We start from the raw sequence: 16,807 nt of genomic DNA, 5'->3' as shown, positions 1-16,807 counted from the left end.
CCCGGTCACCGGTCAGTGCCCCGGCTGTTCCCGGCGCCGGTACTGGGACAAGGGGGTGGAACGGCGAACTCACGAACTCCTCCATGAACAGACGAACGGTTGCGGGTTACGGAACGTGAGGCCGGGACGGGTCGTCGGCGCTGGGCCGCGAGTTGACCGGTCAGTCCTGCTGCAGTTGATTCCGCAGCACATTGAGGGTGCGTCCGTCCGCGGTCCGCCACAGTGTCCAACCGTTGACCGTGCTGTGCGTGACGGCGCTCGCTGCCTTCGACGGTGAGGTGTACGGCGTGGGATGGCCTTCGATGACCAGCCGGCCCTCGGCCGTCACCGTGGCCGTGGCCTGCCGCCCTGCCCGGCGTTGCTGAAACGACAGCACTTCCCCGGGCTGCAGCAGGCCCTGCAGCAGCAGCTTGGCCAACGGGCCCTGTGGGGCCACCGCTTGGTCAGGAGTCGGTTCCTGGGCGGATGGCGTGCTGGGTGGTGGTGCGGTGTCGATGGACAGCGTGATGTGGATGGTCTCATCCGGTCCGGCTGCGGCGATCTTCCTCATGAGGGACGAGGCGAAGTGAAGACTCACGTTGGGCACTTGGGCTCCTCTCGGCGACCGCCCCATAATAGCTGCTTACATCTCCAGACCTTGGAGCCGTCAGCAGTAAAATTCCCGGAGAGGTTAAACAAACGGGTTAAATCGCGGGGTAAGTGGTGCTAGTGTTCAGGGTGGAGGTAGACAGATATGGCATCCGAGGAAGAGTTGTTCGCGAACATCGACGCGCTGCTGGCGGAGGAGCCGCAGCTCCCGCCCCCGGCGGAGCGTGCCCGGCTGCGTGAGGCCGCCGGTATCACCCAGGCCCGTCTCGCGACCGCGTTGAAGTCGACCGTGCAGACGGTGAAGAACTACGAGAACGGCCGCTCCGAGCCGAAGTCGCCGCGCCTGGAGGCGTACCAGCGGCTGCTGAACGGCTGGGCCGCGAAGTACCCCGCCCGCGGAGCTCCCTCCGCCCCGGCCCCGGCGGCCGCGCCGCAGCCGCAGGTGCCGCAGACGTTCACCGGCCCGGCCGCCCCCGAGCCGGAGGCGAAGACCGCCGCACCGGTGGAGGCCCCGGCCGTGCCCGAGCGTCCGGCCTCGCGCCCGGCGACGTCGTCCCGGCGTCCGTCCGCGAAGAAGGCCACCCAGCCCGCGACCGACCCGCGCTTCCCGCACGGCCCGCTCGCCGTGCTGGACGGTGACGGCTCCGCGTACGCCGTGGGCGGCATCGTGCTGGACTGCCCGGCCACCACCGTCCCGGAACTGGTGGAGTGGACCCTGCGCGAGTCCGGCCTCGGTGCCGCGAAGCTCAACCGGTATGGCAAGGACTCCGACCCGCTGATCGTGCTCACCGCGGCCGCCGCCGTGAAGCTCGGGCTGCCCGAGCGCCTGGAGGGCCACGAGCAGCGCCGCTCCCTGCGCCTCCCGGAGGACCACCCCGTGGTCAAGCAGGTCGTCAGGGCGAAGTGGCAGCTCACCCAGCGGGGCTTCGGCCCCTGGGCCCGGATCTACCGCAAGGCGCAGGGCCGCGACCGGCAGTGCGTGCAGCTCGCGATCCTGTCGTGGGACGCCCTCGACGAGCGGTCCTGGCCCGGCGTCGCCGAGATGGAGCCGGCCGACATCGCCCGCGTCCTCGGCGTGTACGCGACCCGGGTCATCACCCCGCGCGGCTCCACCGCCGTCTCCGGCCTGGAACTGATGACCGCGCTGCGCCCGCCGACGAAGGCCGTGCAGGACCCGGAGACCGGCAACTGGGTCTCCGGCTACAACTCGGGCAGCCTGGGCACCGAGCCGATGGACCCGGCGCCGCCGGAGGCCACCCCGGAACACCCCGTCGTCGTCAACTCCGGCTGGACCGGGGGTTTCCTGAACGAGGAGGCGTACCAGTGGGTGCGGCCGGTGGACACGCTGTCCGATGAGGAGTGCATCCTGCCGTTCGCGGTCGGCCTTGACCTGAACACGGCGTTCCTCGCCGCCGCGGCCCGCCTGGTCGTCGGCCTCAGCGGCCCCGACCATTTCCACGCCCCGAAGTTCAGCCCGAAGATCCCCGGGAGCTGGCTGGCCGACCTCAGCCACATCGAGGTGGACCCGCGCCTGCCCAGCCCGTTCACGCCGGACGGCACCCGGCCCACGGGTCCGGCCTGGTACCAGACGCACACCCTCGCCTACGCCCAGGAGCTCGGGCACGACGTCCACCCGATCGAGGCGTACCTGCGCCGCGAGACCGGCGCGTACCTCGACCCCTGGCACGACCGCCTCAAGACCGCCTACGTCGACACCCTCGCCGACATGGGCGTCACCAAGGACCTCACCGACACCGAGTTCCTGGCGGCGATGGAGCAGCACAAGCAGAACGACCCGGCCCTGGCCGCCGTTCTGTCCGCGATCAAGGCCACGGTCAAGGGCGGCGTCGGCAAGCTCCGCGAGCGCCCCCAGGGCAAGCACTACAAGGAGGGTGAGACGTGGCCGGCCCTGTCGCGGCCGACGTGGCGCCCCGATATCCGGGCCGCCGTCATCAGCAAGGCCCGGGTCAACATGCACCGCAAGCTCAACAACATGGTCAAGATGACCGGGCTGTACCCGCTCGCCGTGCTCTCCGACTGCGTCGTCTACCCGAGCCCCGGCGCCAGCCCGCTGGACTTCCTCCCGTACGCCGCCTCGGGCAAGCCGCAGCCGGGCGGGTTCCGCCTCGGGCCCACGCCCGGCCTGGCGAAGCTGGAGGGCGTCCAGTCGATGCTGTGGGCGGTCGACCTGATGGAGAAGGGCCTCAACCCGGCCCGCCACATCAAGGGCGGCGACGTGTAGGTACTCAGAACCCGCGTCATGTTCTCGCGAGCGATGACCTCTAAATAGCACTTATGCCACGGCTCTGAGATTCCCAGCCCGGAAGGATCACCCTTTCGAGTGATCGAAAGTACGCGTGATCGTTCGTACCCCAGTGCCCGTGCAACTGTCCTGCGATCAAGGTCAGTTACACGAACGCTGGGGTGGATGGTGGCTGTAGAGGTGTGTGTTCGGCTTGCCGAGGATGAGGCGTCCGAGGGCCTCGCCTGGGAGTCGGTGCCCTTGGAGATGCTGTACGCGGCTGAGCCGTGGCGGACGTTCCGCTGGTACATGGGGCAGAAGCACTACTCGGGTTCGTACTGGTCGAGTACGCAGTCGGATCACGTCATCTACGAGTCGCGGCTGGAGCTGGCACGGCTGCTCTACGCGGACTTCGACCGGGATGTGACGGCGATCGTGGCCCAGCCCTTCTTGCTGCGGGCCGAAATGGACGGAGTGCTGCGCCGGCACATCCCGGACTACCTGATGGCCACCACGGCAGGCCCGTTGGTCGTCGACGTCAAGCCGCGGCACCGGGCGGCCAAGCCGGAGCACGCGTTCACCTTCGCCTGGACCCGCGAGGCGGTCGAGTCCCGCGGCTGGCACTACGAGGTGTGGAGCGAACCGCCGGACGCCGAGCTGGCCAACGTCCGGTTCCTCGCGGGCTACCGCCGCGACTGGCTGTTCGAGCCGGACCTGACCGAGGAGATATACGACCTGGCGGTGGAGGAGGAGTCGCCGCCTGAGCGGCTGTTCGACCCGGTCATCCTTGATGAAGTACGCGAGCGGGTCGTGGACGGGGACACGCTGGGAGAGGCGTTTTCCTGCCTGCCTGGTCGTCCGGCTCCGCTGGTGCGGGCCGGGGTCCTGCATCTGCTCTGGAAGCAGCAGTGGTCGGTCGACCTGAGCGTTCCCTTGAGCGCCCGCAGCGGGCTGAGGACGGCGTCGTGAGCCGGGCTGCGGTGCGGGTGGGAGTGGGGAGCCGCTTCTCCTATGACGGTGAGGTCGTCGAGGTGGTGGAATTCGCCGGCACGCAGGCAGGCGGTGAGGTGGTCCTCAAGGACGGCCGGGGCCGGCTGCTGCGGCTGGCGGTCAAGGAACTGCTGTTGTCGGAGCGCGCTCGCGTCATCCCGGACGGGCCGGGGCCGGCCTCCGACGATCCGCAGGAGACAGCGGCGGTGGTGCTGGACCAGCTGGACGGCGGCGAGCGGGAGCGGGTGCTGGAGCGGGCCGCGCATGTCCGGGAGGTGTTGACCGGGTTCCGCAGTGGCAGCGAGGAACTGCCGGCCGTGGGGGAGCCTCGTGCTGCCTACGCGGCGGGTGAGCCGATGGAGAGCCGGTACGCGGCGAAGGCGGCCGAGCTCGAGGTGGCGACTCGCACGGTCAAGCGGTGGGTCGCGGCCTTCCGTCAGGACGGTGAAGCAGGGCTTGTGCCGGCCCGCAGCGGGCCACGTTCGGGGCATCGGAACGCTGAGGTGTGGTCGGAGGCGGCGCTGGAGGTGATGGTCGAGCACACGGGCCAGTCCAAGCCGTCGCGCAAGATGGTCATCGAGCGGACCCGGGCCCGGCTGCTGGCCAGGGGCTTTACGGAGGAGGACTTGCCCAGCCGGGCGACCACCTACCGCCTCCTGGAGGATCTGGAGCGGCGTCATCCGACGTTCCGGCTGAGCACGAAGCGGAACCGGGACATCGCCACCCGGCCCGGCGGCGTCTACGGGAAGCTGCGGCCGACCCGGCCGGGCGAGTACCTGCTGATGGACACCAACCGGCTGGACGTCTTCGCCCTGGACCCGGTGACGCTGCAGTGGCTGCAGGCGGAGCTGACCGTCTCGATGGACTGGTACACGCGCTGCGTCTTGGGGATCAGGATCACGCCGGTGTCGACGAAGGCCGTCGATGCCAGCGTTGCCCTCTACCAGGCGTTCCGCCCCCGGCCTGCGGGGGAGGACTGGCTGGCGCATGCTGTCTGGCCCGAGCACGGCATCCCGCGGTCGGTGCTGATCGACGTCACGGCGTTGGAGGGGCCGATGCGTTCGGCGGCGTCGCCGGCGGTGGTGCCGGAGACGGTGCTGGTCGACCACGGCAAGGTGTTCGTCTCGGAGCATCTGACCAGCGTCTGCCGCCGGTTGGGGATCTCGGTGCAGCCGGCCCGGCTGCGGACGGGCCGGGACAAGGGCCCGCTGGAGAGGTTCTTCCTGACCCTGCGCGAAGACCTGCTGCAGGGCCTGCCCGGCTACAAGGGCCCTGATCTGCACTCGCGCGGGGAGCGTCCCGAGGGTGAGGCGTTTTTCTTCCTCCACGAGCTGGAGGCGATCATCCGCGAGTGGGTGGCCTGCGTCTATCATCACCGGCCGCACACGAGTCTGGTCGATCCGGGGGTGCCGGGGCTGCGGATGTCGCCGGCGGCGATGTTCGAGCACGGGCTGAATCGGGCCGGCTACGTCGAGGTCCCGCGCGATCCGGACCTGGCGTTTGAGTTCCTGCGGGTGGAACGACGGAAGATCCAGCACTACGGGATCGATCTGGATGCTCGCCGCTACAACGGCGCCGCCCTGGATCCCTACCGCGGTCTGCTCAGCGGCGAGCGGGACGGCAAGTGGCCCGTCGCGGTGAACCCGGACGACATCAACGCGGTCTACTTCCGCGATCCCGCGAACCGCGGGTGGCATGCGCTGGCTTGGGAACACGCACCGGGCCGGGACATGCCGGTGAGCGAGGAAGCCTTGCAGTTCGCCCGCCGCCTGGCCGCGTCCCGCGACCGGTTCCCTGACGACAAGGCCGCGGTCCGGGACCTGTTCGAACGCTGGAATCTCGGGCTGGGCACCACGCTGGTCGAGCGCCGCATGGCCCTGCGGCTCGCCCGGGAACAGAAGGCCCTGGATCTGCCCGAGCCTGAGGAGAGCGTCGCGACGCTGCCGAGCGTGAGACGCCTCATGGACTTGCCGGATGAGGCAGAACCGCAACTCGCGTCCGGGGCCGCACCGGAGATGGGCGATGACGACGCGGCTGACGAGGCCGAATTCGTGGAGCTCGAAGACGACAGCGACTTCTACTCGGGCGCTCTGGAGGACGCGTGAACAGCGAGGGCACCTGGACGCCGGGAGACTCCCACCGTCTGGACGCGCTGACGCTCTCGCGCAAGGAGGGCTGGGCGGCGTTCGCGGAAGCCGCACCGCGGACACAGCCGGAACTGCTGCCCCGCGACGAGTACATGGCGCTGGGCGAGCGCGCGAAGGCGCAGTATGACCAGGCCCGGCGGGTCTGGCACGCGAACCTCGGGCCACTGCGGACCCCGCAGCTGGCCGAGCTGCACGAGGACTTGTGGGACATCCTCGATAGCAACCAGCAGGATGGTGACCAGGCCAAGGGCGCCGTCGCGGTGGACGCCTTCCCCGGGCTGGGCAAGACGACGGCGGTGCTGGCCTTCGCCCGGGACTTCCACCGCCGGGAGATCGCCGAGGGCGGCGCGTTCACCGCCGGCGGGCACGAACGGCTCCCCGTCTGCCGGGTCGGCCTGACCGGGAACACCGGGATGAAGGACTTCAACCGGGCGATGCTGGAGTTCTTCGGCCACCCCGGCCGCACCACCGGCACCACGGCACAGTTCGCCCAACGGGCCCTGGACTGCGTGCTTTCCTGTGATGTGAAGCTGCTGGTCGTCGACGATCTGCACTTTTTGCGCTGGAGGGCGACCGGCGGGGTCGAGGTGAGCAATCACTTCAAGTACGTCGCGAACGAGTTCCCGGTCACGTTGCTGTTCGTCGGGGTCGGCCTGGCCAAGCGCGGCCTGTTCTCCGAGGGCGAGTCCTACGACAACGCGGTCCTGGCCCAGACGGGCCGGCGCACGACCCGCCTGGACATGGGGTCCTTCGAGCTGGTCACCGACCAGGGCCGCAGCCAGTGGCGCCAGCTGCTGCTGGCCCTGGAGAAGCGCCTGGTCCTGCGTGGCACCTACCGGGGCATGATCGCCGACGACCTGTCCGACTACCTGTTCATCCGCTCCAGCGGCCACATCGGCTCGCTGATGACCCTCATCAACCGCGGCTGCCAGCGAGCCGTCCGCACCGGCGCCGAGCGTCTGGACGAGGAACTTCTCAGCCGCGTCAAGATCGACCAGGCGGCGCACCTGGCCCAGGACGACGTACGCAATCTCCTGAAGGGACAGCGCTCCCGACGGACCCGCCAGAAGGCGGCCCGCCGGTGACGCGCGCGCGGACCCTGCCGATCCGACTCGCCCCGCAGCCGGGCGAGGCACTCGACTCCTGGTGGGAGGCGATCGCCCACCGGCTGGGCACCACCACCGGCGACGTCCTGGCCTCGATGGGCCTGCTGCCCCGCGGATCCGCCCGGCCGGTGGACTCGGGCATCTTGAGGCGCCTGGTCACTCTTCTCGACGCGGACCAGGCGGCGGCCATCTCATGGTCGGCCGGCCCCACCCCGGCGCAGGCACACGCCATGACCCTGGCCCGCTACGACCAACGAGCCCTCGTCGTCGACGCACAGCGTCGACGCGTGGCGGCACGGCATGTCTGGGGTCGGGCCCGAGGATCTCGATACTGCCCGGCCTGCCTGGCCGCGAGCGGCGGCAGATGGCGACTGGACTGGAGGCTGGGTTGGTCCTTCGCCTGCCTCGATCACCGCATGCTGTTGGCGGATGCCTGCCCGCGCTGCAGCCGCATGCCCCGGCACTTCCCGGCGACCACCCGGCACCCGCTGACTCCGGGCCGCTGCCACAGCCCATCGGAGAACGACGCGCCGCCGACGCGCTGCGGTCAGCCGTTCGAGGAGGTCCCCGCCCTCACGCTCGCCACGGGAGGACCTGTGATCGCGGCCCAGGCGATCATCGAGAAGACGATCGCCTCGGGGCAGGCCGATTTCGGCGTCTACCAGGACCACCCCCAGCCCAGCCTCGCGCTGTTCGGTGACCTTCGGGCGCTGGCCTGCATCCTGCTTCGCCGTGTCCCCGACCGGCTGACGGACTTCGTCCCGCCGGAAATCCTGGCACTGCACCAACAGCCCCTGCCCGAGAAGCGGCGATCCTTCGATCCTGTCGAGGAGACCCGCCCGGGACGTCTTGCCCCACGGCGGGCCGCGACTGCCGCCCTCGCCGTCACCGCGGCCCTGCGCATCCTCCAGCACAGCGACGTCCACGCGGCCGGAGCCGCCCTTCGCCACCTGATCAGCCACGCCGACGGCAGCATTCCACTCGCGGTCGGGCTGCAGTGGGCCCACACCAGCCCGGTCTTCGACGCGATCCATCTTGCAACGCTCGCACCTCGTCTCGGAGGCCCTGATCAGCTGCGTTACCGCACTGCGCACCAACTGCCACGCAAGCCGGGCCGCTCGGCGGCAACACGGGTCGCCGAGCGGGCCCGCAGGACCCCGACGCAGCTCTGGCCCGCCTGGTCCGCCCGGCTCAGCCCTCTCGACGGGGCCCTCTCACGCACCATCCGCCCTGCCCTGTCGTGCTACCTGCTGCTGATCGGAGGCACAGGGAACTTCACCACCACGGCCCGCCTCCTCAACGCACCGGTGGAGGAACGGCTGGGATCTCACATGACGTTCCGGCTCACGAAGCGGGGCCACTTCCACGGCATCAGCCTCGGCCTGCTTGCGTTGGCGGACTACCTCGACCAGGAAGGATCACCGATCGACTACACCCGTCGCCGCACGGTCGACTACCGCGATCTGCTGCCGCTGGACACCTGGACGCAGCTCTGCCGGGGCATCGACTTCGAAGCCGGCGGAGTACGGCGCCACCAGTTCGCCCGAGCGATGCTGTTCGAACGGCTCAGCGGACTCCCCGCAACCCTCGCCCCGGCCACCTACGCGCCCAGCACCACGGAACTGCGGACCATGCTGCGGACCTTCGAAACAGATCTCACCCCGGTGCTGATGAGCCAACTCGAAGGACACGCAGCCGAGTTCCTCACCCAGCAGGGAATCCACGACGAACCTCTCTCCTGGCAGCCCCCGACAGACATCGTCCGCGATCTCAAGTTACCCGGTTGCGACCTGCGGGACATCGACCCCGGCATGCTGCACCGGCTCATCAGGGACGAACGCCTGACAACAGCACAGGCCGCCCGCCGCCTCGACGTCAGCCATGACGCAGTCCGCTTCATCCTGCGGGAGCGGCCAGCCCCTCCCGCAGAGGCGAAGAGCGCGAAGTGGGAGAGAGGAGCCACGGTCCGAAGGGCTCGCGCCGCCCTTCCCAGGGACAAGTTCGCACGCTTCTACCTCGACGAATACCGCTCGCTGAAGTGGATCGCGGAGCACGCCGGCGTGAACGAAGAAGCCATCAAGGTCCTCGTTCGCGAATACGGCATGAAGCGCGACGGCAAAGCCACCCGCTGGCGCCAGATCGATCTCGACTGGCTCCACGCCCAACGGGCCGTCGGACGCACCTGTCGCCAGCTGGCCGAGGAGACAGGCTTCTCGATCGGGATGATCAGCTACCTGGCCCGGCGCCATGACATGCCCGGTGGCCAGCCAAGGGCCAGCCGAGAGACGCACTGACCCTGCAGACTGGTGCCACTCGACCGCCTTGGCCTCCCGATGGACGCGCTTGTCGACGTCGGCCCGGCGGCAGTCGACGCACGCCTCGTCGCTCCAAGCCGTCCGCTCCCGCTGCTCCCACCGCTCGTCCGAAGCCGCCCGGCAACCCCCCAAGGAGTGTCCCGGCATGGCCGTTGACCATGTTCGCGGGTTCACTGCCACAGCTGCTTCGACCAGTCACCCCGAGGGTGATAATCACGACCGTCGCCGACCTGCTTCATCCCGCCGGGAACAACGTCCCCGTGGTACGGATACTGTTCCGTCACCGCCGCCAGCAGGAACTCCAGGAAGCCGCCCTCAAACAGGTCCCACTCCTGCATCGAGTCGAACTTGGCGGCAACCGGCCACCGGTCTGGGTCCGGGTCCCGCATCAGCCAGAAGAACTGGTCGGAGTTCCAGTTGTTGCCCCACTTCAGAAGCCCGCCCTCGGCCGGGAACAGCGGATACGGGCACTCGTTGTAGTCCCCGCCCTGGTAGGCCTGGGCCAGCATGGCGCAGTATCCGTAGGGGTCCGTCGTGGCGTACAGGAATCCCTCGAAACCCAGCGGCTCCCCGATCTGGGGACTGGGCGCTGCCGATGGTGTGTAGATGTGCAGTTCGTCACTGATACTGACCATCCCGTACCGGTCTGCGAACGCCCGGTAGTCCGCAGGCAGTTGGAAACCGAGCACCTCACGCCCGAGCTCCCACGGAACCGGCACCACTCCGCCCGCAGGCGGCGGCCCGATCACCGCGCCCAGCCGGTCCAGCATCTCCTCGACGTTCATGTCCACTCCCGTCGGCCGCCCGTTCTCGCCGGAGGCTAGTAGTTTCCCAGGTTCGCAAGTCCGGTCGCGCCGTAGCGCGCGTTGTCCACGACCGTCCATGCAGAGTCCGTGCTCGCCCCGGTGGTGGCATCCCAGGCATAGAGCGACATACTCCATTTGCTCGGAATGGTGCTTCTGGTGCTGTTGTACTGCGGATGCACGTTGTACAGCACATAGCCCCGGTTCATGCCGCTCTCGGCTCTGGTCTCGAAGGTCCGCATGCTGTTGGTGATGGTGCCGCCGGTTGCCTGATTGGTGTTGGCCCCCTGCTGGAAACACGGCGTCAGGTTCCGCTCGTCCGCAGTTCCGCCGGCCATGCGTGGCACGGAGTGGCAGCGGGCGATGGCTTTGCCCGAGGTGAACCCAAGGGCGGTGGCCCGCGCCTCAGCGTCGTTCCAACCCCGGATGTTGCCGGTCGCGGACTGCCCCCTCTTGGAGCTGGGCTTCCCTTCGAGACAGGCCTTGACTCCCCGGTTACGGCCCTGAGCGTCCGGCGGCAGGTAGTCGACCCATCCTCCGCCGTTCAGGTCCGTGGCTCCCGAAGGCTTCAAGTTCTTGCAAGTGGGGACGCTCCGGTTGCTGTTCCCTCCGGGGTTCGGGCCGCTGTGTCCCGCAGCGGGCTCCGAGGAGACGGGGACTTCCTCGACCGTCGTGACCTCGTCGACGGGGAGTTGTTCGCCATTGAGGTGCACAACCAGCCCCCCGGGTCCGAGGACCGCCGGGGCTGGGGCATTGGCGGCGGCCGGGGCCTGCACCCGTAGCGCAATGTAGTGGCCGTTGGACTTGCGGACCAGCCCGTCGTAGCTGATGGCCGGGCTGCCGAGAGTGGCTGCCTGCGCGGGGGAGAGCCGCCGGACGGCGTTGGGCGTCAGGTACGCCGTGCCCGGTCGCATGTCGACGGTGGTCCCGTTCTGCTTCGCGTACTGCTTCAGTGCAGAGGCCCGGGGCTGCCGGTAGGGGGTGTCGCCGGTGTCCTCGTCCTGGCTGACGGACCGGTTGCCGTCCTGCGGGGCTGGAGCGGGCGCGTCCCCGCCCTGGTGCATCGCGGCCGCTGGGTTCGACGGAGTGGAGGCGAAACTCTGGATCACCTGCGCCATCTGCGCGAGCAGTTGCTGGCTCTGGGACTGGAGCTGCTGTGCCTTCGTCCTGAGCCCGTCGGCCTTCGTGTCGTTGGCCTTGGAGGCGGCGTCGAGCCGGGAGGACCTGGCGTCGATCTGGGAAGCCTTCTGCTTGATCTGGCTTTCCTCGCCCTGGATTTTGTCCTCCACGGCGTTTTCCTTGTTCTTCTCGGCCTCCAGTTGGCGGGCCTCGGCGTCGTAGGCATTGGCTGCGGCCGCCTGCGCCGGCAGTTTGAACCTGTTCGGTTTGGCGTTGTGGGCGGCGATCTTGCCGTGTAGGGCCTTCGCGCGTTTGTTGTGGCCGCTGATCTCCTGGTTCACCGCGGCGACTTTGGTGTTGAGCGCGGTCTTGCTGTCGCGGATGGCGGCGGACTCCTTGGTGATCCGCTCTGCCTCGGCGACCACGTCTTTCTCCTGCTGCGCCAGCTTTGCCGCCTGTCGGTTCGCGTCGTTGATCTCCACCAGGCGGGTCGCCAGGGCGGCCTCGAACCCCCGGGGCGTCGCCAGCGGGACGGGGGCAAGTGCGCCGGCCTGTACCGTGACCGCCACGGCGTCGGTCGCCGTAATCGTTTGCGCTCCCGCAGCAACGATCGGCGCCAAGAGGGCCATCAGCACGAGGTGGAGGATGCGGGGCAGCATCCGCCGGCGGTGCGCGGCCGTGCTGCGCGAGGGCGCGGTCATCCGGTCACCTTGCCGGTGAGCTCGTCGGCGATCATGGAGACGGTGGGCTCGCCGTCACCGGCTTGGCAGACGGAGGTCTGTATCAGGCTTGCGCCCTTCACTCGTGCCTGGTGGTAGCAGGCCCAGTTCGCGGTGTCGCCCTGCGTCGCGGTCCACGCCACCGCAACCTCGGTGGCGGGGTGCGCCGTGTAGGCCCATTTCGAGGTACGTCCGGCCTGGTCGGTGAGTGTCGAGGACGGGCACTTGGTGAGGCCGTCGGCGAGGGTGCGGAAGGCTGCGGTCGCCTTCTTGCTGTCCGGGAACACGCCGATCACCTGGTTCACGGTGTAGCTGCCCGAGCCTGCGGCGTCCTGGTAGGTCGCCGACAGGAACGCCTTCCACGCCTGCCCGTAGACCGACTGCGTTGTCGGTCCGGCGGCGATGGCGCATTCCGACGGGGTCACGGTGAGCGGGGCGTGCGGCCGGTTCGATTGGGGCCCGGCCACCATTGCCGTTCCGGCCAGTTTGCTGACGCTGTCGGCGCTGAGTAGGTCCGCCTGGACGGTTCCTTCGGCGATGTGCGGCGGACCACTCGCAGAAGGCTGCGGCCAGAGCCACCACCCGATGCCGGCCAGCAGGAGGCAGGGCATCATCGCGGCCACCAGCAGCCGCCAGTGGCGCAGCAACCTATTTCCCCGGCGCGCTGCCTGCGCCGCGGGCGGCGGCTGCGTGCCCGTCCCGGCAGCCGGTTGTACGGGCGTGGACGGCGCCGCGCCGCCGCGGCCGAGCTGGGGCGGTACCGCGCGTGGCGTCTGCTGCCAGGTGGGCGGCGCCGGTGCGGCCGGGTTCTGGTTCCAGTAATGCTTCGTCATGACGTCCTTCCTGGTTGCGGTGTTCGGGTTAGCGACGTTCACCGGTTGCACGAGGCGGCGAGGATGAACAGCAGGAACAGCACGGCGAGGACGCCGAGGCAGCCGATGCTGCCCTCGGGGTTCTTGGTGTTGGCCTCGACCGTTCCGCCGGGGCACAGGCCGGGGTGGCGGTCGGTGTAGTGCGTGATCTGCGCCTGCTCGCCCTGGGATTCGGTGCCCCAGGAGGTTTTGAAGCTGCACTCGCCGCACCGGTAGCGGTATGCCATGTCGGATCCTTAAAAAACTCTGTCGGTGGGATGGTGGGTCGGTTGTCGCGCGGCGGGGTCAGCGCCAGCGCCAGCAGACGGTGTAGCCGAGGTCGGGGTACTCGTTGGAGCGCCAGGAGGTGGAGCCGTCCTGGCCGCAGAATGCGGGGTGGTTCGGCGTGCTGGTGCGTCCGGTGACGTGGACGTTGGAGCGGTCGCAGCTGCCGACGTTGGTGAAGGTGGAGCCCGACTTGGACAGGCATTCGCGGACGGTGGCGTAGCCCGCGTCATCGGGGAACACCATGGACAGGCATTGCAGGACGTCTTGGCCCGCGCCCTTGGGGCCGGAGACGGTCCGCCACTGGTTGTAGTGGGGCCAGCTGTCGCACTTGGAGTGGTTGCTGGTGCCGTGGTAGACGGCGAGGACCTTGAAGGCGCCGGTCCGGCAGGACAGCAGTGACCACGGGCCCGCGCTGTTCGGCCCGAAGACGCAGTCGCCCTGCCGGGCGTGGTAGGAGTCCCCGCCAGAACTCTGGTAACTGAGGCACAGGACACGCTTGTAGCGCTTGGAGCTGACGCTTTCGTCGTTTCGGGGCACGTTGGCGCAGCCGTCCAGGTCGGTGCTGCCCTCGTTGATTCGGACGACCTTGAACGTCCCGGTGGTGCAGGTGGTCGGGGTGAGGTCGGCGTTCCCGCTGGTCCCGGTGTCGAAGAAGCAGTCGCCGACGCCCGCGGTGGCGACCGGGTCGGTAGGACTCGGGCTCAGGCTCGGGGTAGGAGTGGGTGTCGGTGCCGGGGTTCTCGGACGGGTGCTGCTAAGGGTCGGATCGGGCTGCGGGGACCGGTACGAACTGCTGGCGGAGCGTGACGGGTGAGTGGCCATCGGCGTGTCGTTGTCGGCGACCGAGTGGGCGTCGGCCGGGTGGGAGTCGTCACGGTGGGTCACGATCAGCAGCATTGCCACGACGGCGGCCACGGCGGCGAGTACCTTGCCAACCTGGGCCGTCGCGCTGCCCAGTCCCGTGCCGCCTGCTGCGGAACCCGCCGAACCGGCTCCGCTGTTGATGTGTGGTCGTGGGGCAGCCGGCACGGTCGGCGGCTTCGGCTTCGCTCCCCTGACTGCTTTCGGCCCGTGGCTGGGCTTCAACTTGTTCGAAGCCGATGTCAGTTGCTCGGACCAGGCGGCGGGCGTCGGCCGGGCGTCCGGGGCCGTTCCGAGCGAGGCACGGGCCAGGGTGCCGAGGGCCGGGTCGATCGCCGCCAGCGCGGCCGGGTCGGTGGTGCTTTGGTCGCGGGCGAAGAGGCGGACGGCGAGCAGGGCGAGCTTGTAGGTGTCGCTGTGCCGGGTCGCCCGTTCCTCGCCCGCGGGGACGTGCCAGTCCGGGGTCTCGGCCTGCGGAAGTACCGTCGCAAGGTCGGTGCGGGCCGCGTCACAGTCGATGAGGAAGCACTCGGGCTGCGGTGCGAGGGCGAAGAGCAGGTTCTTCGGCGAGAGGTCGCCGACGGCGACGCCGAGTCGGTGCAGCCGGTCGAGGGTGGTCGCGAGGTCGGCGAGCAGCAGCAGGCGGTCCCGGTCGGTGACGTTCAGTCCGATCCCGGCGACGTAGGCGTCCTCGTTGAGGAGGTACTCCAGGGTGGCGAGCCGGGGCGAGCCCTGGTTGCCGGCCGCCAGGGTCCGGAGGGTGAAGCGGAAGCGGTCGGGGGCGGCCCGCATCAGGAACCCGCATGTCTGTCCGCCGCGCCGGACCACGGCGGCTGGCCAGGCGGTCTTCTCGCACAGCCAGCGTCCCTGTTCACCGGTCAGCCGCCCGGGCAGTGCGACCGCGGTGGCCAGCGCGGCGGCGTCCACCTGAGGCAGTACCGCGGGGGCGTACTCCTTGTAGACGACCTCCCAACCGCCCTCGGTCGCTGACTCGTTGATGTGCTTGTTACGTACCCGGTGGACCGATCCCTGGCCTCCTCGGCCGATTTCCCCGTCCAGCGTTAGCGTGGCGAACTCGACCGGGCCGGCCGACCGCGCGCTCACGTCGCTCCCTCGGCCCGGGGCCAGATCGCCAGTAGGGTGCGGTCGTCGTCGAAGGTCTCCCGGGTGAAGTCCAGCACGTGGCCGAGCCACAACGGCGGCGGTGGCGAGGCGAGGTGACGGGCAAACAGCTCCCCGACCCGGCCGTCTCCCTCGCCGAGCGGGTCGCCGAACCCGTCGGTGCCGACCAGCAGCGTCCACGGCTCGGCCAGCCGTCCGACGGCGGTCTCCAGCCGGTCGGGGACCAGGGGAAGCGGGGAGACCTCGTTACTGACCAGCGGCGTGCCCGGTACGGCCTTGCCGCCGAACATCGGGTGGTAGCCGCCGTCGGCCCGGTCGAGGAGCCACGCCCCGGAGTCGCCGATCCGGAACACTTCGGCCTCCAGGACGTCGCCTGCGGCACGGACCACCCCCGCCACCAGGGTGGTCGCGTACAGCCGGGCCACCTCGGCCGCCTGCGGCTCGGCGATGCCGAGCCGCCACCGCGCCAGTTCGCGCAGCCGTTCCGCGGCGTGGGCCGCGACGTCGGGGCAGTCCAGCCGCTCCGCGTTCCGGTCGAGCAGGTGCAGGATGCGTTCGACAGCGGCCCGGCACGCCTCGACGGCGCCTTGGTGGGACTCGGCGGCGCTGGACACGCCGTCGGCGACCGCGAAGACGATGCTGCCGGTGGCCTCGTGCACGGCGGCGCGCGCCGCGTCCTGGCGCGGCTGCCGGTAGTAGCGGTGCTTGGCGCCGCGGACGGAGGCGAACCGCAGGGTGAGCCGGTCGGTGGACCAGCCCTCGCACTCGCTGTCGGGGAAGTCGAAGGCGTACTGGCTGGGAGGCCGGGCCTCGAACTCCAGGCCCGGCACGTCCACGGTGATCCGCTGCCACGGCACCGGGTCAGGTCCGGTCGCCGGGGGCGGCCCGGCGGGCTTCGGGGGCGCCGCCGACGGCACGGGGTCCGGGTCGCCCCGGCGGGCGGGCGTCACCGGCCGACCTCGTCGATGGCCATGGTGAACTGGTCGGGCCGGTTCACCACCAGCTGCGGGTTGGCCGAGTTCAGGGCGTGTCCGGAGGCCACCAGGCTCATGGTGAGCGAGTGGAAGAACTCCGAGATCGCCCGGCCGACGTCGGTTCCGGACTTGGCAAGGAAGGCGAACTCGGGGCGGGTCGCGACCTTGACCATCGTCTGCGCCCAGGCGTCGCCGAGACCGCAGGCGATGATGTTCGGCGCGGTCGGCGTGCGGTCCCGGTCGGTCAGCTCCGCGTGCGGCGCGTGCCAGGACGAGCCGTCGGTGGGCTGGCCGTCGCTGAGCAGGAAGACCACCGGGCGGTGCACCCGGTAGCCCTCGCCGCGCAGCCACTTCACGTCGCCGGGGATCCGTTGCAGCAGGTCCTCGAAGACGGCCTGGTAGTTGGTCACCCCGCGGATCACCAACCGGGGCACCGTGGTCTCGGTGCGCATGTCGGCCACCGCGAGCCGGACCTGGACATCGTCGGAGAAGCCCAGCACGGCCAGCCGGAGCTTGGCCGCGACCATCGGCTCCGCACGCAGCCCCTCGCACAGCGACGCCACCCCGTCCCCCAGCTCCCGCTGGTACGGGGCCATCGAGCCCGACTCGTCGGCCACCACGTAGGCCGGCAGCAGGACGCCCTTCGCCTCCGCCATCGCAAACACCGCCTCTCTCAAGTTCA

13 protein-coding genes are annotated in these 16,807 nt (G+C 69.9%); 5 read left to right on the top strand and 8 right to left on the bottom strand.

Annotated elements, in window-relative coordinates:
• Positions 1-160: 160 nt before the first annotated feature.
• Positions 161-550, bottom strand: a complete 390-nt coding sequence (locus OG251_RS35665; protein WP_326680974.1) for a DUF4357 domain-containing protein — start codon at positions 548-550, stop codon at positions 161-163.
• A 183-nt stretch (positions 551-733) separates the two neighbouring features.
• Between OG251_RS35665 and tap the strand changes: the two genes are divergently transcribed.
• From tap to OG251_RS35640, 5 genes are all read left to right on the top strand, one after another.
• Positions 734-2,830: a telomere-associated protein Tap gene (gene tap, locus OG251_RS35660; protein ID WP_326680973.1), complete on the top strand. Its 2,097-nt coding sequence runs from the start codon at positions 734-736 to the stop codon at positions 2,828-2,830.
• A 186-nt stretch (positions 2,831-3,016) separates the two neighbouring features.
• The gene (locus OG251_RS35655; RefSeq protein ID WP_326680972.1) at positions 3,017-3,799 is read left to right on the top strand and encodes a TnsA-like heteromeric transposase endonuclease subunit; all 783 of its coding nucleotides are present in this window, start codon (positions 3,017-3,019) and stop codon (positions 3,797-3,799) included.
• Positions 3,796-5,925 (top strand): Mu transposase C-terminal domain-containing protein, encoded by a 2,130-nt coding sequence (locus OG251_RS35650; RefSeq protein ID WP_326680971.1) that lies wholly within the window; start codon positions 3,796-3,798, stop codon positions 5,923-5,925. Before OG251_RS35655 ends, OG251_RS35650 begins: the two co-directional genes overlap by 4 nt.
• Complete coding sequence (locus tag OG251_RS35645) at positions 5,922-7,052, top strand: AAA family ATPase (RefSeq protein ID WP_326680970.1); 1,131 nt, start codon at positions 5,922-5,924, stop codon at positions 7,050-7,052. Before OG251_RS35650 ends, OG251_RS35645 begins: the two co-directional genes overlap by 4 nt.
• On the top strand, positions 7,049-9,367 hold the full coding sequence (locus OG251_RS35640; RefSeq protein ID WP_326680969.1) for a TniQ family protein: 2,319 nt from the start codon (positions 7,049-7,051) through the stop codon (positions 9,365-9,367). Before OG251_RS35645 ends, OG251_RS35640 begins: the two co-directional genes overlap by 4 nt.
• 191 nt (positions 9,368-9,558) lie before the next feature.
• Here the strand turns inward: OG251_RS35640 and OG251_RS35635 are convergent, their stop codons facing one another.
• From OG251_RS35635 to OG251_RS35605, 7 genes are read right to left on the bottom strand one after another with little or no spacing between them, the layout of a single operon-like run.
• Positions 9,559-10,173: a hypothetical protein gene (locus tag OG251_RS35635; protein ID WP_326680968.1), complete on the bottom strand. Its 615-nt coding sequence runs from the start codon at positions 10,171-10,173 to the stop codon at positions 9,559-9,561.
• 35 nt (positions 10,174-10,208) lie between these two features.
• Positions 10,209-12,011: a hypothetical protein gene (locus tag OG251_RS35630; RefSeq protein ID WP_326680967.1), complete on the bottom strand. Its 1,803-nt coding sequence runs from the start codon at positions 12,009-12,011 to the stop codon at positions 10,209-10,211.
• Entirely contained in the window at positions 12,008-12,862 is an 855-nt protein-coding gene (locus tag OG251_RS35625; RefSeq protein WP_326680966.1) for a sensor domain-containing protein, read from the bottom strand. The genes OG251_RS35630 and OG251_RS35625 overlap by 4 nt, the downstream gene beginning before the upstream one ends.
• A gap of 38 nt (positions 12,863-12,900) precedes the next feature.
• A complete protein-coding gene (locus tag OG251_RS35620; protein WP_326680965.1) occupies positions 12,901-13,128 on the bottom strand; it encodes a hypothetical protein in 228 nt (75 codons plus the stop codon).
• Between the two features lie 58 nt (positions 13,129-13,186).
• Positions 13,187-15,133 carry an LppU/SCO3897 family protein gene (locus OG251_RS35615; RefSeq protein WP_326680964.1) on the bottom strand — a complete coding sequence of 649 codons (1,947 nt, stop codon included), beginning with the start codon at positions 15,131-15,133 and terminating at the stop codon, positions 13,187-13,189.
• Complete coding sequence (locus OG251_RS35610; RefSeq protein ID WP_326680963.1) at positions 15,130-16,101, bottom strand: protein phosphatase 2C domain-containing protein; 972 nt, start codon at positions 16,099-16,101, stop codon at positions 15,130-15,132. The genes OG251_RS35615 and OG251_RS35610 overlap by 4 nt, the downstream gene beginning before the upstream one ends.
• Entirely contained in the window at positions 16,098-16,781 is a 684-nt protein-coding gene (locus OG251_RS35605; protein WP_326680962.1) for a vWA domain-containing protein, read from the bottom strand. The genes OG251_RS35610 and OG251_RS35605 overlap by 4 nt, the downstream gene beginning before the upstream one ends.
• Positions 16,782-16,807 lie beyond the last annotated feature (26 nt).

The sequence above is a fragment of the Streptomyces sp. NBC_01237 genome, assembly GCF_035917275.1.
Lineage (GTDB): Bacteria > Actinomycetota > Actinomycetes > Streptomycetales > Streptomycetaceae > Streptomyces.
Note: the sequence above shows the minus strand (reverse complement) of the source record. Positions and strands in the feature narration are given on the sequence as shown.

Excerpts from the sequence above, each read along its gene's own strand:
- OG251_RS35665 (WP_326680974.1), bottom strand. The coding sequence starts at position 550 with ATGAGGAAGATCGCCGCAGCCGGACCGGATGAGACCATCCACATCACG.
- tap (WP_326680973.1), top strand. The coding sequence starts at position 734 with ATGGCATCCGAGGAAGAGTTGTTCGCGAACATCGACGCGCTGCTGGCG.
- OG251_RS35655 (WP_326680972.1), top strand. The coding sequence starts at position 3,017 with ATGGTGGCTGTAGAGGTGTGTGTTCGGCTTGCCGAGGATGAGGCGTCC.
- OG251_RS35635 (WP_326680968.1), bottom strand. The coding sequence starts at position 10,173 with ATGAACGTCGAGGAGATGCTGGACCGGCTGGGCGCGGTGATCGGGCCG.
- OG251_RS35630 (WP_326680967.1), bottom strand. The coding sequence starts at position 12,011 with ATGACCGCGCCCTCGCGCAGCACGGCCGCGCACCGCCGGCGGATGCTG.
- OG251_RS35625 (WP_326680966.1), bottom strand. The coding sequence starts at position 12,862 with ATGACGAAGCATTACTGGAACCAGAACCCGGCCGCACCGGCGCCGCCC.
- OG251_RS35620 (WP_326680965.1), bottom strand. The coding sequence starts at position 13,128 with ATGGCATACCGCTACCGGTGCGGCGAGTGCAGCTTCAAAACCTCCTGG.
- OG251_RS35605 (WP_326680962.1), bottom strand. The coding sequence starts at position 16,781 with ATGGCGGAGGCGAAGGGCGTCCTGCTGCCGGCCTACGTGGTGGCCGAC.